Origin of the sequence: Apibacter sp. HY039 (assembly GCF_004023655.1) — a bacterium.
In the GTDB taxonomy this organism is placed as follows: Bacteria; Bacteroidota; Bacteroidia; order Flavobacteriales; family Weeksellaceae; genus Apibacter; species Apibacter raozihei.
On record NZ_SAYM01000001.1, the window covers coordinates 718,451 to 742,811 of the forward strand.

General features: G+C 34.2%; 22 protein-coding genes and 2 tRNA genes. 11 read left to right on the forward strand and 13 right to left on the reverse strand.

The genetic code is table 11. The annotated features are described in order from the left end of the window. Positions 1 to 3: 3 nt before the first annotated feature. Positions 4 to 1,323, reverse strand: coding sequence for a (Fe-S)-binding protein (locus tag EQ921_RS03195; RefSeq protein ID WP_128330526.1), 1,320 nt, complete (start codon positions 1,321 to 1,323; stop codon positions 4 to 6). A gap of 29 nt (positions 1,324 to 1,352) precedes the next feature. Then, positions 1,353 to 2,345, reverse strand: coding sequence for an MlaD family protein (locus EQ921_RS03200; RefSeq protein ID WP_164875566.1), 993 nt, complete (start codon positions 2,343 to 2,345; stop codon positions 1,353 to 1,355). A 329-nt stretch (positions 2,346 to 2,674) separates the two neighbouring features. Between EQ921_RS03200 and EQ921_RS03205 the strand changes: the two genes are divergently transcribed. After that, positions 2,675 to 2,747 (forward strand) — tRNA-Gly (locus tag EQ921_RS03205). Between the two features lie 33 nt (positions 2,748 to 2,780). Beyond that, positions 2,781 to 2,864 (forward strand) — tRNA-Leu (locus EQ921_RS03210). A 188-nt stretch (positions 2,865 to 3,052) separates the two neighbouring features. Here the strand turns inward: EQ921_RS03210 and EQ921_RS14715 are convergent. The 6 genes from EQ921_RS14715 to EQ921_RS14890 form a co-directional block, all read right to left on the reverse strand. After that, positions 3,053 to 3,238, reverse strand: coding sequence for a WG repeat-containing protein (locus EQ921_RS14715; protein ID WP_164875567.1), 186 nt, complete (start codon positions 3,236 to 3,238; stop codon positions 3,053 to 3,055). A gap of 183 nt (positions 3,239 to 3,421) precedes the next feature. Next, the gene (gene mgtE / locus EQ921_RS03220; RefSeq protein ID WP_128330529.1) at positions 3,422 to 4,759 is read right to left on the reverse strand and encodes a magnesium transporter; all 1,338 of its coding nucleotides are present in this window, start codon (positions 4,757 to 4,759) and stop codon (positions 3,422 to 3,424) included. Positions 4,760 to 4,853: 94 nt separating this feature from the next. Next, complete coding sequence (gene uraH / locus EQ921_RS03225; RefSeq protein WP_128330530.1) at positions 4,854 to 5,267, reverse strand: hydroxyisourate hydrolase; 414 nt, start codon at positions 5,265 to 5,267, stop codon at positions 4,854 to 4,856. Positions 5,268 to 5,350: 83 nt separating this feature from the next. Continuing rightward, on the reverse strand, positions 5,351 to 6,616 hold the full coding sequence (locus tag EQ921_RS03230; protein ID WP_128330531.1) for a DUF2130 domain-containing protein: 1,266 nt from the start codon (positions 6,614 to 6,616) through the stop codon (positions 5,351 to 5,353). Positions 6,617 to 6,775: 159 nt separating this feature from the next. Further along, positions 6,776 to 7,492 carry a hypothetical protein gene (locus EQ921_RS03235; protein ID WP_128330532.1) on the reverse strand — a complete coding sequence of 239 codons (717 nt, stop codon included), beginning with the start codon at positions 7,490 to 7,492 and terminating at the stop codon, positions 6,776 to 6,778. Between the two features lie 20 nt (positions 7,493 to 7,512). Then, entirely contained in the window at positions 7,513 to 8,904 is a 1,392-nt protein-coding gene (locus EQ921_RS14890; protein WP_128330533.1) for a rhodanese-like domain-containing protein, read from the reverse strand. Positions 8,905 to 8,951: 47 nt separating this feature from the next. Between EQ921_RS14890 and lnt the strand changes: the two genes are divergently transcribed. The 5 genes from lnt (at position 8,952) to ftsY (ending at position 12,358) form a co-directional block, all read left to right on the forward strand. Further along, positions 8,952 to 10,622: an apolipoprotein N-acyltransferase gene (gene lnt / locus EQ921_RS03245; RefSeq protein WP_128330534.1), complete on the forward strand. Its 1,671-nt coding sequence runs from the start codon at positions 8,952 to 8,954 to the stop codon at positions 10,620 to 10,622. Positions 10,623 to 10,705: 83 nt separating this feature from the next. After that, entirely contained in the window at positions 10,706 to 10,945 is a 240-nt protein-coding gene (gene rpmB, locus EQ921_RS03250) for a 50S ribosomal protein L28 (RefSeq protein ID WP_128151176.1), read from the forward strand. Between the two features lie 25 nt (positions 10,946 to 10,970). Further along, positions 10,971 to 11,153 (forward strand): 50S ribosomal protein L33, encoded by a 183-nt coding sequence (gene rpmG, locus EQ921_RS03255; protein WP_128151178.1) that lies wholly within the window; start codon positions 10,971 to 10,973, stop codon positions 11,151 to 11,153. A 7-nt stretch (positions 11,154 to 11,160) separates the two neighbouring features. Continuing rightward, entirely contained in the window at positions 11,161 to 11,313 is a 153-nt protein-coding gene (locus EQ921_RS03260) for a DUF4295 domain-containing protein (RefSeq protein ID WP_128151180.1), read from the forward strand. A gap of 88 nt (positions 11,314 to 11,401) precedes the next feature. Beyond that, positions 11,402 to 12,358, forward strand: coding sequence for a signal recognition particle-docking protein FtsY (gene ftsY / locus EQ921_RS03265; RefSeq protein ID WP_128151182.1), 957 nt, complete (start codon positions 11,402 to 11,404; stop codon positions 12,356 to 12,358). Positions 12,359 to 12,408: 50 nt separating this feature from the next. Here the strand turns inward: ftsY and EQ921_RS03270 are convergent, their stop codons facing one another. From EQ921_RS03270 to hutU, 5 genes are all read right to left on the reverse strand, one after another. Continuing rightward, the gene (locus EQ921_RS03270; RefSeq protein WP_128330535.1) at positions 12,409 to 13,572 is read right to left on the reverse strand and encodes a histidinol-phosphate transaminase; all 1,164 of its coding nucleotides are present in this window, start codon (positions 13,570 to 13,572) and stop codon (positions 12,409 to 12,411) included. 207 nt (positions 13,573 to 13,779) lie between these two features. After that, positions 13,780 to 15,318 carry a histidine ammonia-lyase gene (gene hutH, locus EQ921_RS03275; protein WP_128330536.1) on the reverse strand — a complete coding sequence of 513 codons (1,539 nt, stop codon included), beginning with the start codon at positions 15,316 to 15,318 and terminating at the stop codon, positions 13,780 to 13,782. Between the two features lie 19 nt (positions 15,319 to 15,337). Next, positions 15,338 to 16,294 (reverse strand): formimidoylglutamase, encoded by a 957-nt coding sequence (gene hutG / locus EQ921_RS03280; RefSeq protein WP_128330537.1) that lies wholly within the window; start codon positions 16,292 to 16,294, stop codon positions 15,338 to 15,340. A gap of 4 nt (positions 16,295 to 16,298) precedes the next feature. Then, complete coding sequence (gene hutI / locus EQ921_RS03285; protein ID WP_128330538.1) at positions 16,299 to 17,534, reverse strand: imidazolonepropionase; 1,236 nt, start codon at positions 17,532 to 17,534, stop codon at positions 16,299 to 16,301. 91 nt (positions 17,535 to 17,625) lie between these two features. Next, positions 17,626 to 19,293, reverse strand: a complete 1,668-nt coding sequence (gene hutU / locus EQ921_RS03290; RefSeq protein WP_128330539.1) for a urocanate hydratase — start codon at positions 19,291 to 19,293, stop codon at positions 17,626 to 17,628. 264 nt (positions 19,294 to 19,557) lie between these two features. Here hutU and EQ921_RS03295 point away from each other — a divergent pair, with 264 nt between their 5' ends. The 4 genes from EQ921_RS03295 to EQ921_RS03310 all read left to right on the forward strand — a co-directional run bounded on the left by EQ921_RS03295 (position 19,558) and on the right by EQ921_RS03310 (position 24,360). Then, a complete protein-coding gene (locus EQ921_RS03295; protein WP_128330540.1) occupies positions 19,558 to 20,904 on the forward strand; it encodes an amino acid permease in 1,347 nt (448 codons plus the stop codon). A 549-nt stretch (positions 20,905 to 21,453) separates the two neighbouring features. After that, a complete protein-coding gene (locus tag EQ921_RS03300) occupies positions 21,454 to 22,155 on the forward strand; it encodes a phosphoadenylyl-sulfate reductase (protein WP_221410458.1) in 702 nt (233 codons plus the stop codon). 28 nt (positions 22,156 to 22,183) lie between these two features. Then, positions 22,184 to 23,089, forward strand: a complete 906-nt coding sequence (gene cysD / locus EQ921_RS03305; RefSeq protein WP_128330542.1) for a sulfate adenylyltransferase subunit CysD — start codon at positions 22,184 to 22,186, stop codon at positions 23,087 to 23,089. A 38-nt stretch (positions 23,090 to 23,127) separates the two neighbouring features. Beyond that, positions 23,128 to 24,360, forward strand: coding sequence for a sulfate adenylyltransferase subunit 1 (locus EQ921_RS03310; RefSeq protein WP_128330543.1), 1,233 nt, complete (start codon positions 23,128 to 23,130; stop codon positions 24,358 to 24,360). Position 24,361 lies beyond the last annotated feature (1 nt).

Consider the following 24,361-nt stretch of genomic DNA (forward strand, 5'->3'; position numbering starts at 1 on the left):
AGTCTATTCATGAATCCAGTTTGCACGATCACTCTGACTAAATTGCCAAGGAGCGCTGTTGTTTTCCATGTTTGCCATCATCATATTCAATTCCTGAGGAGCTGCAGATTGTTCCATTACCAGATAGCGGCGTAAATCTATAATTATTGATAAAGGATCAATCAGAACAGGACATGATTCAACACAGGCATTACAGGTAGTACAAGCCCAGAGTTCTTCAGATGTAATGTAATCACCCAATAATTGCTTCCCGTCCTCGATAAAAATACCGTTTTTATTAATATTTTTGCCAATATCTTCAATGCGATCTCTAACACTCATCATAATCTTTCTTGGAGAAAGTTTTTTTCCTGTTAAATTAGCAGGACAATTAGAGGTACATCTACCGCATTCAGTGCAAGTATAAGCATTTAGTAATTGAATCCAAGACAAATCAGTAGCATCACTAGCTCCAAATTTTTCAGGAATAGTACCCTCAGGCGTGGCTGCATATGGATCTATGTTCGGATCCATCATAGATCTTACTTCTTTAGTTATTGCCTCTAAAGAATTTAGCTGGCCTTTTTTATTTAGGTTTGAAAAGTAAGTATTAGGAAAAGCAAATAATATATGCAGGTGCTTAGAAAAGTAAAGATAATTCATGAAAAATAATATTCCAAGATAATGAAACCACCAGGACGACTTTTCAATAATTATAAGAGAATGCACAGATAAACCGGAAAAAGCGTTGCCCAAAATTAGATGACTTATTGGAAAATAACCCAAGGTCTCTCTATGAGCCAGAAGTTGTAAGTTAATGTCAGCAGAGTTCATAGACAATAATGCAAACATCATAACAAATTCTATGATTAATATTAAATTTCCGTCTATTTTGGGCCATCCTAAAAGATCTCTGGAATTCAGTCTGGGTACTTTAGTTATATTTCTTCTGATAAAAAAAACTGAAACAGAAATCATTACTAAAATGGCTAAAAAGTCAAGAGTAGCAGTTACAAAATTATACAGGTGAGTAGGTATAATATGCCCCAGATATCTATGAGTTCCAAAAATACCATCGATAAAAATTTCAATCAGCTCTATATTAACGATCAAAAATCCTAAATAGACAATTATGTGAAAAAAACCTGCCACAGGCTTAGCCATCATTTTACCCTGCCCAATAGCAATACGAGCCATTAATTTCAATCTTACAGAAGGTTGATCGGAACGATTAGATTTTTTCCCCAGAAGTATATTTCGTCGTATTCTTAAAAGATTGCGTACAAAAAGTCCAATTCCACCAATAGCAAAAGCTAAGAATAATATACTTCGTAGATATTCCATGACATAATGGTTTTTATGGTTTTAAATTCCTATTCGTTCGGTAATTCAGATTTTTCGATAGTTTGTTTTTTGTCTTTATCCTTTCCTCCTCCAAAAACAGAAAAATGTACATATCTTTTTGGATTGGTTTTAAAATCATCTAATAGTACACTTAGATTTTTGGAAGCATCATTCAAATTGTTGTATAATCCGTTGTCATTCATTAATTTACCTAGACTACCATTCCCTGAATTTATTTTCCCGGTGATTTGGTTAAGGTCATTTAATGTGCTTTCAAGTTTTTTTAAGGTCTGTTCAAAATCAGTTTGATTTAATTTATCTGCTACAGAACCGTATTTTTCAACGGTTGAGTTTGTAGTAACCAACATTTTATTGGCATTATCTAAAGCAGTAGTTAATTTAACGGAATTTCCAGAAATAAGGGCATTGGCATTTTTACCTAAAGAGTTAAATTCTGAAATAGCCTGATTTAAGTTGCTCAATGCTGTCTCTATATGATTTCTGTTTTTTTCATTAAGTAATTTATTGGTAGCCGCTAAAGTAGAGTCTAATCTCATTAATACATTATTGGCATTATTACTCAAAGGTTTTAATTCAGACCCGGCTAAATCCATGATTCCAGGAAGAATCATACCTTTTAAAGTATCACCGGATTTAGCTATTTCTGCATTATCTTCTGCCAGTAGTAAATTTATTTCAGCTCCGTTCATTAAGCTGGTAACAATCTGGGCAACCGAATTTTTTGAAAATTTGAACTCTTTTTGTACACGTAATTCAACAAGGAAGGAAACATTATTATTTTTGGTAGGAATTGGCGTTATAGATTCTACCATACCCACTTTAAGACCATTAATGGATACGTTTTTAGATTTTGACAATCCTTCAACTTTATTAAATTTTACGTAATAAGAGTCTTGACTGGAAAATACATCTCTCCCTTTTAAAAATTGAAATAACCACCAAAAACTTAATAAAGATATGATTACAATGATTCCTGCTTTAAATTCCTTTCTAATTTTCACTTTTGAACAACTTTTTTGGCAAATATAAAAATAAATAAAAAATATCAGAGGCTTTATTTTGCTTTTTATAAATTATTAAATGTTGCAGAATTACTAATTTACAGGATTTTATAATTTAAATCATCAAAAAAAAGGTAAAAGTTATTAGTTTGAGAAAATATTCTTTCATAATCCTTTATAAAAAAAAATAAGGCACCAAATATTTGATAATAAATATGATAAATATGAGGAGTTAAAAAAAAAGAATATTTCAGTAAAAAAAATTTGCAAGAACAGAAAAACTGCTCTATATTTGCAATCCAATTACGAGGAGAACGAAAGTTTGAAACGCGAAAATAGCTCAGCTGGTAGAGCACGACCTTGCCAAGGTCGGGGTCGCGGGTTCGAGTCCCGTTTTTCGCTCAAAGTAGATATTTAAAATACAATAATACTGAGGCCCCGGTGGTGGAATTGGTAGACACGCAGGACTTAAAATCCTGTGGCCATTAGGCTGTACGGGTTCAAGTCCCGTCTGGGGTACTAAAAAACCTTCAAAATTTAAAAATTTTGAAGGTTTTTTTATAAGTAGAATATAAAATTGTAAATAAAAATGTTAAATATATATAAAATCCAACAGTGTAAATAGCTAGTTGGATTTTTTTATAAATAAAACAGTCTGCTGTATCTGTATATCACCTTAAAATAGAGATAGATTAGTACCTATACAATTACTCAGATACTATCTCTTTTGAAAAATAAGTTATCCCATCACAAAATAAAGGGGTTATTACATTTCCATAGGTGTATATTAATCTGTATTTTTCCTCTTTTTCTACCAAAGCCAAACCATTTGATAAATAACTTATCTCATCATAGATACAAGGGGTTATTGCTTTTCCGGTATTATCTATCAATCCATAGTTGGAATTTTTTTTTACTAAAAATTTACCTTTAGGATTTTCTTGAGCAATTCCGAAAATGAATAGGCTAAAAAATAATAATGTAAAAAAAACGATTTATTTAATTAAAATTATGGTGTTTAAAATATACTTTTATATTAAGTTTAAAATAAAAATATTAATTTATAGCCATAGGCTTTACAATAAAACTCCTTGCAATATAAAGGATGCAATAGAGAAATAGATAATTAATCCGGTAACATCTACCATAGTAGCAACAAAAGGTGCAGATGAGGTAGCAGGGTCGAGTTTAAATAACCTCAGTATAAACGGTATCATTGCACCGGATAATGTGCCCCATAAAACAATGCCAATTAAAGAGATAGCTACGGTTAAGCCTACTAAAGTCCAGTGTGGACCATAATCATAAAAATGTAGATTTTGCCATATGAGAATTCGTACAAAGCCTATAATACCAAGAGTGAGGCCTAAAAGAAGTCCTGAGAAAATTTCTTTTCTCATAACATACCACCAGTCTCTTAGGTTGATTTCTTTCAATGCCATAGCTCGAATGATTAAAGTGGCAGCCTGAGAACCAGAGTTTCCTCCACTGGAAATAATTAAAGGTACAAATAAGGCTAAAACGACAGCTTTTTCTATTTCTTCTTCAAAATGTACCATAGCACTGGCTGTAAGCATTTCTCCTAAAAATAAAATAATTAGCCATCCGGCACGTTTTTTAAATAAAGTTACCAGAGGAGTATCCCGATAAGGAATATCTAGGGCTTCAAGTCCCCCGAATTTTTGAATATCCTCAGTATCTCTTTCCTTAACAATATCCAGTATATCATCAACCGTAACAATGCCTACCAGTATTCCGGTTTCGGATACCACTGGCAAAGCTGTGCGGTCGTAGTCTTCAAAAACATGAATAGCTTCTTCCTGATTCATCATGCTTTGCAAGGCTATAAAATTATCATCTCCCAGTTCTTCCAGTTTAGTATCATCATCAGCTAAAAGTAATTTACCTATCTTGATATCATCCAAAAGTTTGTCATTTTGATCAACAATATAAATAAAGTTTAATGTTTCAGCTTTTCTACCAAATTTTTTAATATGTTCAAGAGTGTGTTTAACTGTCCAGTATTTTTTAGCCTGAATATAGTTAGGGGTCATTAATCTTCCGACACTGTCTTCAGGATATCCCAGCAGTTGTAGCGCAATTTTTCTTTCATTTTCATCTAAAAGATTAATTGTATTTTTTATAAGATCATCCGGAAGATCTACGAAAAAATCTGTACGGTCATCAGGAGCCATTTCATTTAAAAGATCAGCAATATCTTTTTTACCTAATCCATGAAGTAATTCCTGTTGAATTTTAGGGTCCAGATAAGTGAAAACCTCAGTTTTCTGTGTTCTGGGCAATAAAAAGAAATTTAAGATACGATCTTTATCATTTAATTCTTCTAATTGTTCCGCAATGTCATTTGGGTGAAGATCTTCTACAGGAGTGCCTTCAAAGATGTTTTTTTCCATAGACTAACTATTTTAGATTTATTTTCGGAAGAGTTGTGCAAATATAATCCTATTTAACAACTGTACAGCATAACTGAGGGAATTAAACAAAAAATTAACTGCCTCTGTAGGTAGAATAACCGTAAGGACTTAAAGTAATAGGGACATGATAATGTTTATTATCTTTTATTTCAAATACAATTTGAATATATGGATAAAACGTCTCTGTATTTTTACTTTTAAAGTATGATTCCGTGTAAAAAGTTAAACGGTATAGGCCGGGATTTCCATTTTCACTAAGTAAAGGAAGAAATGAGTTAATTCTCCCGTTCGCTTCAGTATAAAGCTTATTAATGAATACCCATTCTCCATCAGGTGTAAGTCTGTCCAGATTTACCAAAACATTTGAGGCGGGAGTTCCGGAGGTAATATCAAGAATATGTGTACTTAACTGAAACTTTTGTTCTTGTGAATAAATTGATAAGTATGTAAATACACATAAAATTAATAGAAAAAGTTTTTTTTTCATAATTCAATTTTTTTAAATTAGTAATGATAGACAAGAACTTATGTTAGTCAGTTAAATGAATAATTTTTATAACAGTAATTATGTTAAACTTCAAAATCTAAATTTTCAGAATCATCAAGTTCCAGCGCCTTAATGCTTTGTATAGCATTACCCGCTATACCTTTAATAGAACCATACATGGAGATGGTATTTTCAATAACTTTATCTATTTGTTTTTCTCTTTGAGACCAGCTTTTCATCATCATTCTTTTTTCTTTGACCAAGTCGTCTTGCATCTGGCTGAACCCTTCCACAATACCTTCTACCCGAAGTTTAAATTCATTTCCTGTAAGGAAATCATACAGCATTTCCATTTTGTCACCTTTATTTTCCTGTGATTTTAAGATGCTGCTGAATTGTATTATTGAATGTCTTAATACAGCACTAAGTCCTTTAAATTCTTCATAGGTGCAAATCCATATTCCCTCTTTCATCCCCATTCGCTCCATACCCTGGGGCATAACCTCAGTAACCAGTACACCTATATTAGCTTTCTTATCACGTATATCGTTTTTGAACTTCTCAATCCAAGTAGGTTGAAAGTCTTTAGTCCTTTTGCTTTCATAATAGATCGAACCACAATTTTGAATTTCTCGGGTATTTACAATCTGAATACAATCAGCTCCTCTAACACCTTTTTTTATCTCTCCAATGCTGTCTAAAGGAAAATTTTGCATTAACCATTCCTCTATTGCTAGTTCCTGAACTTCACCCTGTAATTGCATAGAACCTAATTCCTGCTTACGTTTCATTTCTTCCGTAAGTTTTTTTTGATCCTCAAGCTGTTTCAAAAGATCTTTAATTTTTAGCTCATTCTTTTCATCTTCCTGCCTTCTTATTTTTTCCCTTTCCAGAGAAAGAAGTTCATTCATTTTTTTCTGAGATTCAGCCTCAATAGAAGCCCGCAATTCTTCTTTTTCCCTGTTAAGCTTATATATCTCCGCCTGCATTTTATTAAGTTCCTGTATTTTTTCAGATTTTTCTGCAAGTTCTTTTTCGTACAAGGAGATACGCTCTTTATTTTCGTCTTCTATTTTCTTCTTTAGTAAAGATTCAATTTCTAAGGTCTTTTCCTTTGTTATTTTATTAAGCCTTTCCTGAAATAATTCATTCTCCTTCTTTTTTTTAGCCTCAAAATCTTCCTTTTCTTTTTCCAATAAAAGGTTTTTATCCTGTAGCTCTTTTTGAGAAACCATGAATTTTTCCTTATATTCTTTGCGGATAGTATCTTCCAATTGATGTTTCAGGATATCATTTACATCTATTTCAGTACCACAATTGGGGCATTTTATTTGAGTTTGCTGATTCATAAAGTTATAATCAATGATTAAACATAGAGAAATCAAATATACAAAATATGTAAATGGTTTGTTTTTTTAAACCTTCATAGTTTATACGCTAGGCATTTTCAAATATAGAATAAAGTAACAGGTTTTTATTAGTAACACGACATACGCATTGTGTATAGACTATTGTTCGAGTTCAATAATTAAATTTGTTTTTTCAGGAGATATTAAATATTCCTGAGCGTCATACTCAATAGAAACACTTTTTCTATCTGCAGAAATTATAGCTTCTGGATGATTTACATGTTTTATTTTTTTCGGGAATTTATATAACACCTGATACTTGCCTCCCGTAAACATTTGTGTTAAATTTTGTGCTAAAGAATCAGTCTTCATAGCATTTGAAACATACGAAGTTTTTACGAGACGTGAGGTATTCCAATCATAAGTGCTTTTAGCCATAAACTCTGTATTTTCCCCCGGAGTATTTTTAGCAGAGTTTAATGTTTGCAGACCTTCTAAAGCCTCATTAAGAGTTTTGCTATTAGTGAACATACCGTGTAATCTGATGAAAAATTCTTGCTTGTCTTCATCTTGATGCATAGTTATAGATAAAGGTTTCAGAGCAGCTATTTTTTTTTGTTCCTTTAAAGGAAGTTTAGATATGCTGTCTTTTTGCATTTCAAGAAGGTCTGAAAAAGAAATAGTAGAATCTTTTGTCATACCTTTAAAAGCAGACGATGAGGAAGTAGGAGCCATTTGCATGAAATTACTGCCATCAATGGTATATGAATATTTAATACGACCATCCGGATGAAAAGTAATTTCTTCTGCAATGGAGCAACTTATAACTATCAAGGATAAAAAAGAAAATAGAAGTGAAAGAATGAATATTTTCATGATATTAGGATTGTTTAAGGTTACTTAAAAATGTCTCTTTTTTCATTTATCCATTGAATTAATCCGGGCTGTAAATTATAAATGATTGTAAAACCAGCCTCCTCAAGGATTTTTGCGGCCTCTAAGCTTCTTACCCCATCCTCACTGTAAACAGCTACCGGATGATTTTTATCTAAAGAATGAATTTGCAGTTTGAAATTTGATGAATTTATATCCATATTTACCGCATCATAAATATGTCCCTGTTTAAACTCATCCAGCGAACGTACATCAACAATTTGAGTAAGTTTAATTCCTACTTCCCATGAAAAATCTGCTGTATTTAAATTCCGAATCGCTGAAATAGCTTCTGTATCTAAAAACTCTTCCTCATTTTCTAAAGGTTTTGATTCAAATACCTCAACTGTTTTAGGTGCTTCAGTAGTTTTTTCTTCCGAAATTGCAAATTCAGGAGTGCCAATTTCCTCATTTTCATCAGAAGAAGTATTTTCAGTAGAAGTAACATCCTTTGTCATTTCTTCTGTGACAGTTTCAATTGATGTGGATTTTTCTTCGGAGATATCAACATTTTCCGGTAAAGGATTTGTCTGTATATTAGTTATGGATTCCGTTTTTGGGGTAGCCATAACCTTATTTCTTTTTCTTGTTAATTTAAATAATTGATCTTCTATAACCTTTTTGTCTAAAATATCATTTTCTAAATTCTTTTTATTTAAATTGTAGTTGCTTAATGCCAGTTTGCTTTTAGGGTTTTTGTCTAAAATAGCTTTAGCTCTAATATATTTTTCATTGTTAATAGTCAGGTTAGCCATCTTTTTTGATAAAATCTTTTTATAAGCAATAATTTTTAAAGAGTCTTCAGAAAGTGAGGAAGCAGAAGATAATTGAGTATTTTCATATGTTTTATTGGATAGGTCAGTCTTTTTTACTGGTTTATTTCCTTTGCGGGAAGCTTCGGATGAATAGACTTTTTTATTCTCTTTTTGTTTAGGTTCTTTTAACTTACTAACGCTATCACTGTTTATTCGGTTTGTTTTTTTTGTAATATGAGAATCAGTACGACTGGGTTTTTCTATAAAACGATTATCAGTTAATTCTGATTTTTTTTTAGTTTTTTCAGAATAAGTCAGAGGGGATTTTTTATTTTTTTGTGAAGAAACTGCCTTTTCTTTTTTTGGCTGCAATTTTTTTACATCAGAGCTTTGCTTCTTTTGACCGTCTTTATCGGAAGTAGGTTTTTTGGACTCTGAATTTGCCGGTGAATTAACCGTATATCTGGGTATATCTGTAGTTAACCTGCCAATTTCAGGAGGTGTGTCGTATACAGTATTATTTGTATGTCCTAAATTACCACTTTTACATGAAAGCAATAAAAAAAGAAGACTAAACAAGATGAAAAATAAATTCTTCATTAAAGGGGATGTTTTTAAAAGTCAAAAATAACTATTTTTGTAAGGATATGAAAAGATTTATTTACTCGATACTTAGCGGATTGCTTTTTGCCTTTTCGTGGCCAACGTACGGATTCCCCTTTTTACTCTTTTTGGCATTTGTTCCGTTATTGCTTTTAGAGCATGAAATAGTGGTAAAAAAAGAAAAACGTTCTTACGGAAAAGTATTTGGATATTCCTATATATCTTTTTTTATCTGGAACTATGGAGCAACTCAATGGCTACACTATTCTCAAAATCCTGATGGTAGTCTTTCCTGGATGGCTTTTCTGTTTCCGGTTTTTATTAATAGTCTTCTCATGTCGTTGGTTTTTATTTTGTTTCATTTTGTTAAAAAACGAGCCGGAACATGGTATGGGATTTTCTTTTTCCCTATTATCTGGGTTTGTTTCGAAAAATTTCATCTTAGCTGGGAAATGTCCTGGCCTTGGCTTAATTTGGGTAATGCATTTGCAGAGTATCCGCAAATTATTCAATGGTACGAAGTAACCGGAACATTTGGAGGAACCCTCTGGATTATAATTATAAATTTAATTATATTTTATCATATTAGAGCCTTTCAGGTAACTCGTGAAAAAATTTATATCTGGAAACCCGTTTATTATTCAATCCTGGTTATCGGTGTTCCTGTGGCCCTGTCTTTGGTAATGTATAGAACGTATCAGGAAAAATCGGAGCAATCATTGGAGGTTGTTTTAGCTCAGCCGGATTTAGATCCATATACAGAAAAATACACCCAGAGCGGAGAAACAGTTCTTAGCGGTATATTATCATCTGTAGATAGTACTATAACAAATAAAACAAAATTTATTGTAGCTCCGGAAACCGCTTTCCCCGGGAGAGGATTTGTTTATGTTAATAATTTTCAAAATGATCCTTACATAGATAGTATCAGAAGGTGGATGAAAATGAAGCATCCCCAGATCAGTTTTGTATCCGGAGTTTCATTAGCCGAAGCTTATTCCGGTCAGGAAACCCCAACCGCACGATATACAGGAGACAGAAATGTCTGGGTAGATCTTTATAATTCAGCTATACAGTTAGACTTACCGGGTACCATACAACATTATAATAAATCCAAACTGGTCGTAGGAGTAGAGCATTTTCCTTATTCCTCGATCTTAAAGCCATTGATTGGAGATTACATGTTAAATTTCGGAGGTACCATGGAAAGTTTGGGAACTCAAAACCATCCTACAGTTTTTACCAATAAAAAAAATAAAGCAAAAATAGCACCGGTCATTTGCTATGAAAGTATTTACGGAGAATACGTAGGCGAATATGTTAAAAGCGGAGCTAACGTTCTGTTTATAATGACAAATGATTCCTGGTGGAGTGATTCTCAAGGGCACAAACAATTATTAGCTTATGCTAGGCTAAGAGCAATTGAAACCCGTAGAGACATAGCGCGTTCTGCCAATAGTGGAATATCCGCTTTTATTAATCAAAAAGGAGATATAATTGAGCAATTGCCCTACGGATACAGGGGAGCATTGAAAGGAGAAATTAATTTAAATTCAGAATTAACTTTTTATTCCAAATATGGTGATGTCATTGCAAGGATTTCATTAATTGCTGCCGGAATAATTATAGCCTATGTTTTATCTAAAATAATTATAGTATGGTTGAAACCTAGGAAAACAAAGACATCACAAATAAACTTTAAAAATAAAAAGTAAAAAAGTTGTAAGAGTGGATTTTTATTTGTTAATTTGCAACCCAATTCAAAACAAGAAAATTTATTTACATAACATAAAGAATAATGGCTAGAATTTGTCAAATAACAGGAAAGCGTGCAATGGTAGGAAATAATGTGTCGCATGCTAATAACAAGACGAAAAGACGTTTTGAGATAAATTTGATGGAAAAAAAATTCTACTTACCATCACAAGACGCTTGGATTTTTCTTAAAGTGTCAGCACATGGTTTAAGAATTATAGATAAAATAGGAATTGAAGAAGCTGTAGCAAGAGCTCGTAAACAAGGTCTTGTCAATTACTAAAATTTAATTTAGATTACAAAAGAAAATGGCAAAGAAAGGAAACAGAGTACAGGTAATCTTAGAATGTACTGAACATAAAGAAAGCGGAATGCCGGGAGTGTCTCGTTACATTACGACTAAAAATAAAAAAAATACTCCGGAAAGAATTGAATTGAAAAAATTCAATCCGGTATTAAAGAAATACACAACTCATAAAGAAATTAAATAATTAAGTCATGGCAAAGAAGGTTGTAGCTACATTACGTACAGAATCTAAAAAAATGACTAAAGTAATCAAAATGGTTAAGTCTCCTAAAACAGGTGCTTACGTATTTGATGAAAAAGTTGTAAATGCAGACAGTGTTGATGCATTTTTAAAACAGAAATAGTTTTCATAACATAGGTTTTTAAGGTTTTAAAAAATCATTCACTTTTATGTGAATGATTTTTTTTATTTTTGTGTTTATATAATAGTTTATGAGCTGGTTTAAGAAAATTTTCGGGAAAGAGACAAAAGAAACACTTGATAAAGGATTAGAGAAATCCAATAAATCATTTTTTGATAAAGTAGGAAGAGCGATTGCAGGAAAAAGCAAAGTGGATGATGAGGTACTGGATGAGTTGGAAGAAGTCCTTATTTCTTCTGATGTAGGAGTAGAGACCACTGTCAAAGTAATCAAAAAAATTGAAGAAAGGGTAGCCAGAGATAAATTCATGAATACTTCTGAATTAGATCAGATTTTAAGAGAAGAGATCATGAATCTTTTGGCTGAAAATAAAGACTCCGATTCTGAATTTGAAATTCCTAAAGATAAAAAGCCATATGTAATTATGGTGGTAGGCGTAAATGGAGTAGGAAAAACGACAACCATTGGGAAGTTGGCTCATCAATTTAAGCAGCAGGGTAAAAAAGTTGTTTTGGGAGCAGCTGATACCTTTAGAGCTGCAGCTGTTGATCAGCTTGTTATATGGTCAGAAAGAGTAGGTGTGCCTATAGTTAAGCAGGAGATGGGGTCTGATCCGGCCTCCGTTGCTTTTGATACCGTACAGTCAGCCAAAGCGCAGGATGCTGATGTGGTTCTTATTGATACTGCGGGACGTCTGCACAATAAAGTGAACCTGATGAATGAGCTTTCAAAAATTAAAAGAGTTATGCAAAAGGTAATTCCTGATGCTCCCCATGAAGTGCTTTTGGTATTAGATGGTTCAACCGGTCAGAATGCTTTTGAACAGGCTAAACAATTTACCGCAGCTACGGAAGTTACTGCTCTGGCTATAACCAAACTCGATGGAACTGCTAAAGGGGGTGTGGTTATAGGTATATCTGATCAATTTAAAATTCCAGTTAAATATATTGGTGTTGGTGAAGGAATGGACGATCTACAGCCTTTTAACAAATATGAGTTTGTTGACAGTTTCTTTAAAACCAATTAGATAATAAAAGTTATATAAAAAATAATAATTATACAGTATATAGGGTGGATTTAAATCCACCCTTTTTTTCTAAATTCATATAAGGTCTTTACAAAAATTTTCATTTCTTCCGGAGTTCCTAGTGTTACTCTGTTCCATTGAGTAAGAGGAGTAAATATTCTCCCAACTTTTATTCCTTCAGAATTAAGACGCTGGATGTATAATTTTAAATCTCCGGGAATATGATAAAAAATGAAATTTGCCTGAGAGGGTAAAAATCGGATTCCCAACTCATTCATAGCCGTCTCAGTTATTTTTCTTGAAGAATTTGTAGAAGATAAGCTTCGGGTTAAAAAGGCTGAATCCTTTAAAGAAGCAGATGCTGCTACCAAACCGGAAATATTGAGATTGTCAATGGACAGGAAGGTATTTATTTTTTTACTTGTTTCAGGAGTTGCAATTCCATAACCTATCCTGTACCCTGCCATAGCATAAACTTTAGAAAATGTTTTAGTTACCAGCACATTATTTCTTAAATTCAAAATATGCTTTATACCACTTTGGAATTTTAAATCAGTAACATATTCGGCATATGCTTCATCCATTAAAAAAAATGTATTTTCTGGATTAGCATCTGCTATCCACTTTTCAATACTATCGGAAGAAGTTAAAGTAGCAGTAGGATTATTGGGATTGCATAAATAACATAGAGATACGCCGTTAAATTCTTCTGCAGCTTTTTTCATTGCAGTTATATCCATGCAAAAATTACTATCAAGAGGAATTCGGGAAATGGTAACACCTAAATTTTCTGCATAATCTGCAATTAAATCAAAAGTCGGGTCTGGTAATATAATTTGTAATTTTTTATTTTCCTGTAGACTTTTAAAAATGCAGAAATGAGTGATAGCTCGTATAATATCTGAAGAGCCCGAACCCAGACTAATATGGGAAGGAGTTACGTTAAATTTATCCGCCAGTTGTTTCCTTAGATTGGAAGCTTCAGCATCCGGGTATCTAAATGAATTTTTTAAACTTTTTTTTATGGCTGTTTCAGCCATAGAAGAAATTCCAAGACTATTTTCATTAAAATTAAGTAATAAAGGAGAGTCATTTTTATTCGATAGGCTTTCGAACTCTTCTGTAAGCACTGTAGAACCTGCACGGGTTATTCCTGTAAAAAGTAATCCGGCAAAAGCCGTTCCTGATAATTTTAGTAAATCTCTTCTGTTCATAAGTAATAGAATAATATAAGTATAGGCAAGTTAATAATTAATATAATATCAAAAAAGATATTGGTAGTAATTTGTAATATTTCAGTTATTGCATAGCTTTATTTACAAACCCAAAAAATAACAAAATTGTGAAATAAAAAGTTTTATTGGAAAATTAAGATAAGGAAAGCGCTTAAAATTTATGCGCTTTTCTTATCTATAACTATTTTATAAAAGCTGTCCGATTTCTTTCTCGACTGAATTAACAATACTTTCACTGTCAATTATATTGGCAGCTTTATTAATTTCCGGATACATAACTCTATCTTTGGAAAATGGTTCAATTTGATCCCTGATAATATTATAGGCGATTTGGGTTCCTTTTCCTAATTTTTTATTTGAAGAATCAGTTGCAAGATCAATCGCTTGAGTAGCCGCAAGCAACTCAATGGCAATTACATTTTTTGTATTTTGATAAATATTTTGGGCTTTTCTTGCTGCAATTGTACCCATACTCACATGATCTTCCTGATTTGCAGAAGAAGGTATTGAGTCTACACTTGCCGGATGCGCCAGAACTTTATTTTCTGAAACTAAGGCTGCAGCTACATACTGCGTAATCATAAAACCGGAATGCAATCCCCCCTGTTGAGTTAAAAATGCAGGTAGATCATTATTGAGGGAAGGATTTACTAATCGTTCAATTCTACGTTCAGAAATATTAGCTATTTCAGCAATAGCTATCCCTAAAAAATCAAAAGGTAAAGCCATGGGTTGACCATGAAAATGACCTCCGGAAATTGCTGATTTTTTTTCTGGAAATATAATAGGATTATCAGTAACAGAATTTATTTCTATTTCAATTTTATTTTTCACATAGTTAAAAGTATCCCAACTGGCTCCATGTACCTGAGGTACGCATCGCAATGAATAAGCATCTTGAACACGGATTTCACCCTGTCGGGTAGTCCTTTCACTCCCGTTTAGCAAAGAAAGTAAATTTTTAGCACTGTTTATTTGTCCTTGATGAGGTCGTAAGGCATGGAGTTCAGGAATAAATGGATCGGTAATTCCCTGAAGAGCTTCCAAAGACAAAGAAGCCGAAATGTCTGCCAGTTTCATCAAATTGATAGAGTCATAACATGTTAAAGCTCCGGCGGCAGTCATGACTTGTGTACCGTTAATTAATGCAAGACCTTCTTTGGAAACCAGCTCAATGATTTGAATTCCGGCTTTTTTCATAGCTTCAGCACCCGGAAGAAGTTTTCCTTCGTAATAAGCCTCACCTTCTCCTATCATAGGTAGAACCATATGAGCCAGAGGAGCAAGATCACCACTGGCACCTAAAGATCCCTTTTCCGGAATTGCAGGATATAATCCTTTGTTAAGCATATCTACCAATACCAGCATGGTGCTGAGTCGTATTCCCGAGAAACCTTTTGCAAGATTGTTAAGACGCAATAAAATAATAGCCCGGGTAACTTCTTCGGAAAAATGATTTCCAACTCCGCAAGCATGGCTGATAATAAGATTTCTTTGGAGTTCTACAGCTTGATCCTTAGAAATGTGCACAGAACTGAAATCTCCAAAGCCTGTGGTAATTCCATAGACAATTTCACCGGATTCTACCAGTTGGTCTACGTATTCTCTCGATTGGTTTATTTTTACTATAGCTCCCTCAGTTAAATTTACTTTACAATGATGTCTTGAGACAGCAACGACATCCTCCAAAGTCAGATGATTTCCGTCTAATAATAGGTTTTTCATTATAATTTTGTTGTTTAGTTTATTTCCAGTGATAAAAAAGTTCCCATACAAATCTGGCGGCTACTCTTGCACATAGAGAATCACGGTCCAGCAGAGGATTAAATTCTACTACATCAGCTCCGGCTAATTTGTTAGTACCGGAAATAACGGGAAGTAATTGATGTAAAAGAGTAGCATCCACTCCCAATGAGCTGGGTGCAGACACTGCAAACATTGAAGAAGGAGGTAAAACATCCAAATCAATAGTTAAATAAATAATGTCAGTTACTGCAATAAAATCTAGTATTTGCTGATTAATGTGATCTAAATGTAAATATTGGCATTCAGTGTCCCATATAATACGAACGTTTAGATTCTCAGCAGTGTCAAGCAGGGCTTGGGTGTTAGCAGCTTTACTAGCACCTATGCAGAGATAATTGAAGTTTCGGTTATTTGATTTGCAATATTCAAATAATTGAAGAAAAGGGGTTCCAGAAGAATATTCTTTAGTCGATCGTATATCTAAATGAGCATCCAGATTAATAATTCCTATAGTAGCACCAGGGTATGAATTATATATACCCATGCCATGAGCAAAAGCAGTTTCATGTCCTCCTCCGATAACCAGAGTTTTCATGCTTTGGGAATGACATTGTTCAACATATTTTGTAAGAAGTTGCTGACCTTCGGAAAGAAGACCATTACAAATAATATTTCCCATGTCTACCAATGAAAGAGGATGCGGATGATAAGCAAAATTTGCCAAAGCTTTTTTAAGGATGTCCGGACTTTTTTTTGCTCCTGTGATTCCTTTATTAATTCGTACTCCCTCGTCACAGCAAAATCCTAACAAAGCTATTTGTTCCGGATATTTTTCAGGATTAAAGCTCTCTTCTTTAATGATTGATTGGAATACTCGTAAAGCAGTAGCGCTTTCTTCTAAATCATTTCTGCCCTGCCAGACTTCAGCAGGTGTTTTTTCCCAGAATGTTTTCATAATATCAGAATTTATGTGTAATATTCCCCTGAAATATTCTGTATTTCAATGGATTTTTACCTAATTCATAAAAGATTTCCACCGGATTTTTAACGTTCCAGATACAAAAATCAGCCATATATCCTTTTTTTATTTGTCCGTGAGTATTTTCTCTTTTTAAAGCTTTTGCAGCATTCTTGGTTACCCCCAAAAGAGCTTCTTTAGGTGTTAATCCGAATTGTACACAGGCAGCATTCATTGCCAGCCGTAATGAGGCAAATGGACTCGTTCCCGGATTAAGATCAGTAGAAACAGCCATTGGTATTTTATATTTCCTAAGTAAATCAATAGGAGGCTTCTGTTTTTCCCTGAGAAAATAATAAGCTAAAGGTAATAATGTTGCTACAGTTCTCGAACTGCTCAATTTTTTAATATTTGTTTCATCCAGATATTCAATATGGTCTACAGACAAACCATTGAATTCAGCAACCAATCCGCTGCCACCTAAATTGGAAAGTTGATCCATATGTCCTTTTACCGGAATACCCATAGTGGTCGCACATTCAAAAAGCTTTTTTGTCTGAGCATAAGTAAAGCCAACATTTTCACAAAATACGTCCACAGCTTCAAATAATCCTTCTTTCCATAAAGTAGGTAGTATTACAGTACATATGAGTTTTAAGTAGTCGTCAGATTTATCTTTATATTCCGGAGGAACAGTATGTGCGGAAAGCAGTGTATTTACGATTTCTACCGGATGATTCAAACCTAGTTTTTTTGATACTTTTAATTGCTTACGCTCATTGATTAGATCCAGCCCATAACCTGATTTAGACTCAAGTGTGGTAACTCCTTCCATAATCAAAGCATTTAATCTTTCCTCAGCTTGTTTATACAAAGTGTTTTCATCTGAGGTTCGGGTAGCTTTAACCGTAGAGTTAATACCCCCTCCTTTTTGCGCAATTTCAACATAAGGAACACCATTTAATCTCATTTCCCATTCCTTTGCCCTGTCACCCCCAAAAACCAGATGAGTATGACAATCAATAAAACCCGGAATCAGTAATCCTTTTTCAGCATCTATTTTGTGTATATATTCAGGATAATCAACCTGGCCTTCTTCAACTATAGCCTCTATTTTATTCCCTCTAACAATTAAATCAAAATTTTTAAGTATATTATATTCTGTTTCAACAGAATCATCAAGAGTAACAATTCTGGCATTTTGCCAAACTATATCCCCTTTTTTTATCTTTAGCATAATAGGTATTTATGGTGGGTTGAACTTTAAAAAAATCACATGGAATATTTATAAACGTTCCATGTGATAAAATAAAATTTACTCAATTAATTTAACTTATCATAGGAAGGTCAAGTCCGTTTTCTTTAGCACAATCAATGGCAATTTCATATCCGGCATCTGCATGACGCATAACTCCGGTGGCCGGATCATTAAATAACACTCTGGCCAGCCTTCGATCTGCATCTTCGCTACCATCGCATAAAATAACGACTCCCGAATGCTGGGAGAAGCCTATTCCAACACCGCCGCCATGGTGAATACTTACCCAAGTGGCTCCTCCTGCAGTATTCAAAAGGGCATTAAGCAAAGGCCAGTCAGATACAGCATCAGAACCGTCTTTCATAGCCTCGGTTTCCCGATTGGGGCTGGCTACGGATCCGGAGTCCAGATGATCTCTTCCAATTACAATAGGCGCTTTCAATTCTCCGTTTCTTACCATTTCATTGAAAGCAAGGCCCAGGCGCTTTCTGTTTTTTAGTCCTACCCAACAGATTCGGGCCGGAAGCCCTTGAAATTCAATTCTGTCTTTTGCCATATCCAGCCAATTATGCAAGTGAGGATCATCTGGAATCAGCTCTTTAACTTTTTGATCTGTTTTATAGATATCTTCCGGATCGCCGGAAAGAGCCACCCATCGGAATGGTCCTATTCCTTCACAAAACAAAGGCCTTATGTAAGCAGGAACAAAGCCCGGGAAATTAAAAGCATTTTGGACTCCTTCTTCCCATGCCATTTGCCGTATGTTGTTGCCATAATCTAAAGCTATCGATCCTTTCTCCTGTAAATTCAGTATAGCTTTTACTTGTTTAGCCATACTTTTACGTGAAGCAGTCTCCACTTCTTTCGGGCTGGTTTCCCTTTTTTCTTTCCACTGTTCCATGGTCCAGCCGGAAGGCAAATATCCGTTGATAGGATCGTGGGCACTGGTTTGATCGGTTACTACATCTGGAATAATATTTTTTTGAGCCAGCTCTTCAAAAATATCAGCGGCATTTCCTAAAAGTCCCACAGAAACAGTTTTGCCTTGTCTATGAGATTCTTCAATCATAGAAAGTGCTTCTTCCAGATTCTTTGCTTTTTTATCTACATAGCGGGTTTTCAGACGGAAATCAATGCGGGATTCGTCGCATTCAATCGCTACCATACTAAAACCTGCCATAGTTGCTGCCAGTGGCTGAGCTCCGCCCATACCTCCCAAACCGGCTGTAAGAATCCATTTTCCTTTTGAATTTCCATCAAAATGTTTTTTAGCAACAGCACAAAACGTTTCATATGTACCCTGCACAATTCCTTGCGATCCGATATAAATCCACGAACCCGCAGTCATTTGGCCATACATCATAAGTCCTAATTTATCCAGCTCATGAAATTTATCCCAGGTTGCCCAGTTGGGAACTATATTAGAATTAGCGATAAGTACTCTGGGAGCATCTTTATGAGTAGGAAATACACCTACAGGTTTTCCTGACTGTATTAGCAAAGTATGTTCGTCGTCCAGACGTTTAAGTACCTCAAGTATTTTGTCAAAGCACTCCCAGGTTCTTGCAGCACGGCCAATTCCGCCATATACAACCAGACTTTCAGGATGTTCGGCAACTTCAGCATCCAGATTATTCTGAATCATTCTGTAAACAGCTTCAGTCTGCCAGCTTTTACAAGTTAGCTGATTTCCTCTTGGGGATTGAATGCTACGGCTTTTATCAATTCTATGTGGCATAGTTTTTTAAATTTATTTTTTGTACTAATTTTATATTGGATTCAAGAATGTTTTTTTCCAGATAGGTCATCCTTAGTGTTTTAATTGAGGTAAATATAGAAAATTTAATTACTGAAAAAACACTCATTTTTTATGTTAAGATAAGATATTTGAATAAAATTAATTTATATAAATAAAATAATTTATTGTTTAATTTATGTTGATTTTTTCTATTTTTAACGTTTTATATTAGCCGATAAATCAAAACTAAAACACAAAACAATTATGGAAGAACAAGAGCTGAAAAAGAAATTAACTTCCCGTCACATATTTTTTATAGCATTGGGGTCTGCTATAGGTACTGGTTTATTTTATGGTGCTGCAGAAGGAATTAAACTGGCAGGGCCATCGGTGTTACTGGCTTATTTTATCGGAGGAATAGTTATATTTATGGTAATGCGTGCCTTGGGAGAAATGGTTTTATATAAGTCTATTTCCGATTCATTTGCAGGATATGCTTCCAGGTATTTAAATCCTGTTTTTGGTTTTATTACCGGTTGGATGTACGTTCTGGAAATGATACTGGTATGTTTAGCAGACGTAACTGCTTTTTCTATTTATATGAAGTTTTGGTATCCGGATGTTTCACCCTGGATCTGGTCTCTGGGAATTACTCTGGTAATTGGTGCTATAAATTTATTTTCTGTTAAAATCTTTGCAGAAGTTGAATTTTTTCTTACCCTGTTAAAAATTATAGCTATTTTTCTAATGATCGCCGGAGGCTGTATTCTTCTATTTGGAAACTTTGAAGGATTTGAAAGTTCTAATATAAACAATTTGTGGATAAACGGAGGGTTTATGCCTAATGGCATTTCTGGATTTATTTCGAGTTTTGCCATAGTCATGTTTGCATTCGGAGGAATTGAAATCATAGGTTTGGCCGCCGGAGAAACCAGAAATCCGGATAAAGATATTCCAAGAGCTATAAATTCGGTTCCTTTTCGGATTTTGTTTTTTTACGTTTTAGTGCTCGGAGTGATATTATGCTTGTTTCCTTGGAATAAAATAGGAACTGAAGGAAGTCCGTTTGTAGTCATATTTGAAAATCTGCATATAGAATTTGCCGCTCATGTGCTCAATGTAGTGGTCATCGTAGCTGCAATTTCAGCAATTAACAGCGATGTTTACGGAGCAGTTCGCATGATGTACGGTTTGGCAAAACAAAAACAGGCTCCCTCATTTCTTACCAGACTTACTTCTCATTCAGTCCCTATAGCCGGAATATCGGCTATGATATTTTTTTTATTAATAGGAGTTGTATTAAATTATTTTATTCATGACATATTATTTTTCATGATTGCAGCTATAGCCACTTTTGTAACCATTTGGGTGTGGCTGATCATTTTATTTGCAGAATTTTTTATGAGATATAAAATGCCGAAAGAGGAGAAAGAAAAGCTGAAATTTAAGATGCCCTTCTGGCCGATTACTCCTATTTTAACCATTATTTTTATGTTCTTTGTAATTGGCGTATTAGGTTATTTTGAAGAAACAAGAATCTCTTTATTCATAGGTATATTATTAGTCATAGTTTTGTTTATAAGCTACTGGTTGATGAATAAAAAAAAGTAATCATTTGTAGTGAATATAGACAAGACGATAAGGTAAATAGTTTTAGAAACAACATTAACCAGCTTTAAAACAATTTGTTATATTACGGATTATTAATTTTTTTGAAAAAAAAAAGAAAAAAAAGTTGGTGGTATTAAAAAATAAAATAAATTTGTAATTGTAAAAGATTTAAAAATGACAAATCAGGTTTTATGTTTAACAATGTGTACTTGCTGCTCAGTAAATGAGGAGGATTATCACTATTGTTTAATGTCATAAAACATTTATAATATATAAAAACTCCTCAGATTCCATTTGAGGAGTTTTTTTTATCAAAAATTTAATATTTACAAAACCTATTGGATTAGTATGAATTTAACAAACGAAATATCAATTAATAAGCCTTTATTTTCACAGGAAATAATGAACAATTGTTGTTGTAAAAGAAATTTTACAGGAGGCGATTCAGAGTATGCGTATTAAAGATTCAGATAAAATAAAATAGTGTACATTAAAATATAAAGCCTCTTAGTCCAAGTGGCTTTTTTTATTTTTAAGAAACCAAATATCATGATAATGAAACAGGAAATAATAAATGTCTTGAAACAAGATAAAAATCTGGAAGAAAATTTAAAATTTTTAAGTGAATATACTGAGGGACAAATTGTATTCTCTACAAGTTTCAGTAAAGAAGATCAATTAATTACTGATGCCATATTTACTCAGGATTTTAATAATATCGAAATTTTCACTCTGGATACCGGTAGATTTTTTCAGGAAACGTATTCGGTTTGGAGTAAAACACTATTAAAATACAGGAAAAATATTAAGACTTTCTATCCAAATACCCTTCAAATAGAAAATTTTGTCAATAATAACGGGATAAATCCTTTTTATGAAAGTATTGAGCTTAGAAAGCAGTGCTGTCACATCAGAAAGGTAGAGCCTTTACAACGAGCACTTAAAAATGCAAAAATATGGATCACCGGATTACGAGCCGAACATTCCGCAAACAGAAACAATCTGGATATTGTCCAGTGGGATGACCACTATCAATTATATAAGTATAATCCATTGCTTCATTGGACCACAGATGAAGTTGATCAATATATAAAAAATAAAAACATACCCTATAATCTTTTACACGATAAAGGGTTTATCAGTATCGGTTGCGCTCCCTGTACAAGAGCAGTAGCTGAAGGTGAAGACTTTCGCGCAGGAAGATGGTGGTGGGAGGATGCCTCTAAAAAAGAATGCGGATTGCATAGCTAAACATAGTCTAAAAAAATAAAATATAAGCATGAACAGATCAAAAAATTACCTTAATCAGCTGGAAGACGAAGCCATTTATATACTTCGTGAAACAGCCGCCCAGTTTGAAAAGCCGGCGCTCCTGTTTTCCGGAGGAAAAGACTCCATTGTTTTAGTACATCTGGCCCTGAAAGCTTTTCGTCCCGGAAAATTTCCTTTTCCACTGGTACACATAGATACCGGTCATAATTTTCCGGAAGCTATTGAATTCAGAGACTATCTGGTAAACAAAATAGGAGAAAAACTCATTGTGGGGTCAGTCGAAGAAAGTATAAAGAAATATAACCTGAAAGAAACCCAGGGTAGATTTCCCTCCCGAAATTCTTTGCAGACTTATACACTACTTGATACAATACAGGAAAATGAATTTGATGCCTGTATAGGAGGTGCCCGAAGAGATGAGGAAAAAGCACGTGCAAAAGAAAGAATATTTTCGGTTCGCGATGACTTTGGACAATGGGATCCTAAATTACAAAGGCCGGAGCTTTGGGATATATTAAACGGTAAAATTCAAAAAGGACACAATGTTAGGGTTTTTCCAATCAGCAACTGGACAGAGTTAGATGTATGGAATTATATACTGGAGAATGAGATAGAATTACCGGGACTTTACTTTTCTCATGATAGAGAATGTATCGTACATCAGGATAAACTGGTTGCTACCTCTAAATTTATCCAGCCTTTACCAGAAGATACAGTAACGGTGGAAAAAGTGAGGTATCGTACAGTGGGAGATATGACTTGTACAGCGGCAGTTCCCTCAACCGCCTCCACGGTTCAGGAAATTATAGATGAGATTATTGTCACAAGAATTAGTGAAAGAGGGCAGACCCGACTGGATGATCAGCTTTCTGAAGCAGCTATGGAGGACAGGAAAAAACAAGGGTATTTTTAACACATTCAATTCATCTAAGCAGATTTAAAAAGTAAAAAATGAACACACTTAAATTCATAACCGCAGGAAACGTAGACGATGGGAAGAGTACCCTCATAGGAAGGTTACTTTACGATTCAGACAGTATACACACCGATCAGCTCGGGGTTCTTCAAAAACAAACAAAACAAGAAGGAGTAGACATCGATCTGTCTTTAATTACCGATGGGCTTCGCGCCGAAAGAGAACAAGGAATTACCATAGACGTTGCATACAAATATTTTTCAACAGGCAAACGTAAGTTTATCATTGCCGATGCGCCCGGGCATGAACAATATACCCGTAATATGATAACGGGAGCCTCAAATTCAGACCTAATTATTATTTTGGTTGATGCACGTAAAGGAGTGACCGTACAAACAAAAAGACATGCCAGCGTAGGGTCTCTGATGGGGATTAAAAAAGCAATTATTGCGGTTAACAAAATAGACTTGGAAGATTATTCAGAGGAAGTTTTTAATAAAATAAAATCGGATTTTGAAAAAATTAAAGGAAATCTGGGGTACGATGAAATCGCCTATATTCCTATCAGTGCATTAAATGGAGACAACATTGTCACTAAATCGGAAAGAACTCCTTGGTTTGAGGGGGATGCCTTACTAACCACACTGGAACATATTGAAACACCTGCAAGAGATCTTCAGGCTTCCCGTTTTCAGGTACAGTGGGTGATACGTCCCAAAGATGAAGAGCATCACGATTACAGAGGATATGCCGGACAAGTGCTGAGCGGGAATTACAAGGTAGGAGATAAGGTGAAAGTTTTGCCTTCTGGTATAGAAACCTCCATTGAGAAAATTGAACGGCATCAAAAGGAAACGGAAGAAGCCAGAGCCGGAGAAAATGTGGTGATTCATCTAGCTAACGACATTGACATCAGCAGAGGAGATACTCTGGTAAAAACTACGGAACTTCCCCATTCTTCCAATGAACTAAAAAGCTGGATATGCTGGCTGGATACTACACCTCTTCAAACCGGAAAAACCTATATTCTTCAGCATCGGTTTAAAACTGCAAGAGTTAAAATTCAGTCAATCGATCAAAAATGGGATATCAATCAATGGGAGTTTAATCAGACAAACGAAATTAAGTTAAACGATATCGGTCAGATCTCCCTGCGTTCCAATCAGCCGATTTTTTACGATTCTTTTGAAGATAATCCTAAAAACGGGAATGCCATTTTAATTGATGAAACCACATATAATACAGTAGGAGCCTTAATGTTCCTTTAAA

What these genes read in the sequence shown, in the direction of transcription:
- lnt (WP_128330534.1), top strand. Translation starts at nt 8,952, where the DNA reads ATGAAAAGATTTATTTACTCGATACTTAGCGGATTGCTTTTTGCCTTT.
- EQ921_RS03195 (WP_128330526.1), bottom strand. Translation starts at nt 1,323, where the DNA reads ATGGAATATCTACGAAGTATATTATTCTTAGCTTTTGCTATTGGTGGA.
- uraH (WP_128330530.1), bottom strand. Translation starts at nt 5,267, where the DNA reads ATGAAAAAAAAACTTTTTCTATTAATTTTATGTGTATTTACATACTTA.
- rpmB (WP_128151176.1), top strand. Translation starts at nt 10,706, where the DNA reads ATGGCTAGAATTTGTCAAATAACAGGAAAGCGTGCAATGGTAGGAAAT.
- cysD (WP_128330542.1), top strand. Translation starts at nt 22,184, where the DNA reads ATGAACAGATCAAAAAATTACCTTAATCAGCTGGAAGACGAAGCCATT.
- EQ921_RS03270 (WP_128330535.1), bottom strand. Translation starts at nt 13,572, where the DNA reads ATGAACAGAAGAGATTTACTAAAATTATCAGGAACGGCTTTTGCCGGA.
- hutG (WP_128330537.1), bottom strand. Translation starts at nt 16,294, where the DNA reads ATGAAAACATTCTGGGAAAAAACACCTGCTGAAGTCTGGCAGGGCAGA.
- EQ921_RS03310 (WP_128330543.1), top strand. Translation starts at nt 23,128, where the DNA reads ATGAACACACTTAAATTCATAACCGCAGGAAACGTAGACGATGGGAAG.
- EQ921_RS03300 (WP_221410458.1), top strand. Translation starts at nt 21,454, where the DNA reads ATGATAATGAAACAGGAAATAATAAATGTCTTGAAACAAGATAAAAAT.
- hutU (WP_128330539.1), bottom strand. Translation starts at nt 19,293, where the DNA reads ATGCCACATAGAATTGATAAAAGCCGTAGCATTCAATCCCCAAGAGGA.
- EQ921_RS03230 (WP_128330531.1), bottom strand. Translation starts at nt 6,616, where the DNA reads ATGAATCAGCAAACTCAAATAAAATGCCCCAATTGTGGTACTGAAATA.
- EQ921_RS03295 (WP_128330540.1), top strand. Translation starts at nt 19,558, where the DNA reads ATGGAAGAACAAGAGCTGAAAAAGAAATTAACTTCCCGTCACATATTT.
- ftsY (WP_128151182.1), top strand. Translation starts at nt 11,402, where the DNA reads ATGAGCTGGTTTAAGAAAATTTTCGGGAAAGAGACAAAAGAAACACTT.
- EQ921_RS03235 (WP_128330532.1), bottom strand. Translation starts at nt 7,492, where the DNA reads ATGAAAATATTCATTCTTTCACTTCTATTTTCTTTTTTATCCTTGATA.
- rpmG (WP_128151178.1), top strand. Translation starts at nt 10,971, where the DNA reads ATGGCAAAGAAAGGAAACAGAGTACAGGTAATCTTAGAATGTACTGAA.
- hutI (WP_128330538.1), bottom strand. Translation starts at nt 17,534, where the DNA reads ATGCTAAAGATAAAAAAAGGGGATATAGTTTGGCAAAATGCCAGAATT.
- hutH (WP_128330536.1), bottom strand. Translation starts at nt 15,318, where the DNA reads ATGAAAAACCTATTATTAGACGGAAATCATCTGACTTTGGAGGATGTC.
- mgtE (WP_128330529.1), bottom strand. Translation starts at nt 4,759, where the DNA reads ATGGAAAAAAACATCTTTGAAGGCACTCCTGTAGAAGATCTTCACCCA.
- EQ921_RS03260 (WP_128151180.1), top strand. Translation starts at nt 11,161, where the DNA reads ATGGCAAAGAAGGTTGTAGCTACATTACGTACAGAATCTAAAAAAATG.
- EQ921_RS14890 (WP_128330533.1), bottom strand. Translation starts at nt 8,904, where the DNA reads ATGAAGAATTTATTTTTCATCTTGTTTAGTCTTCTTTTTTTATTGCTT.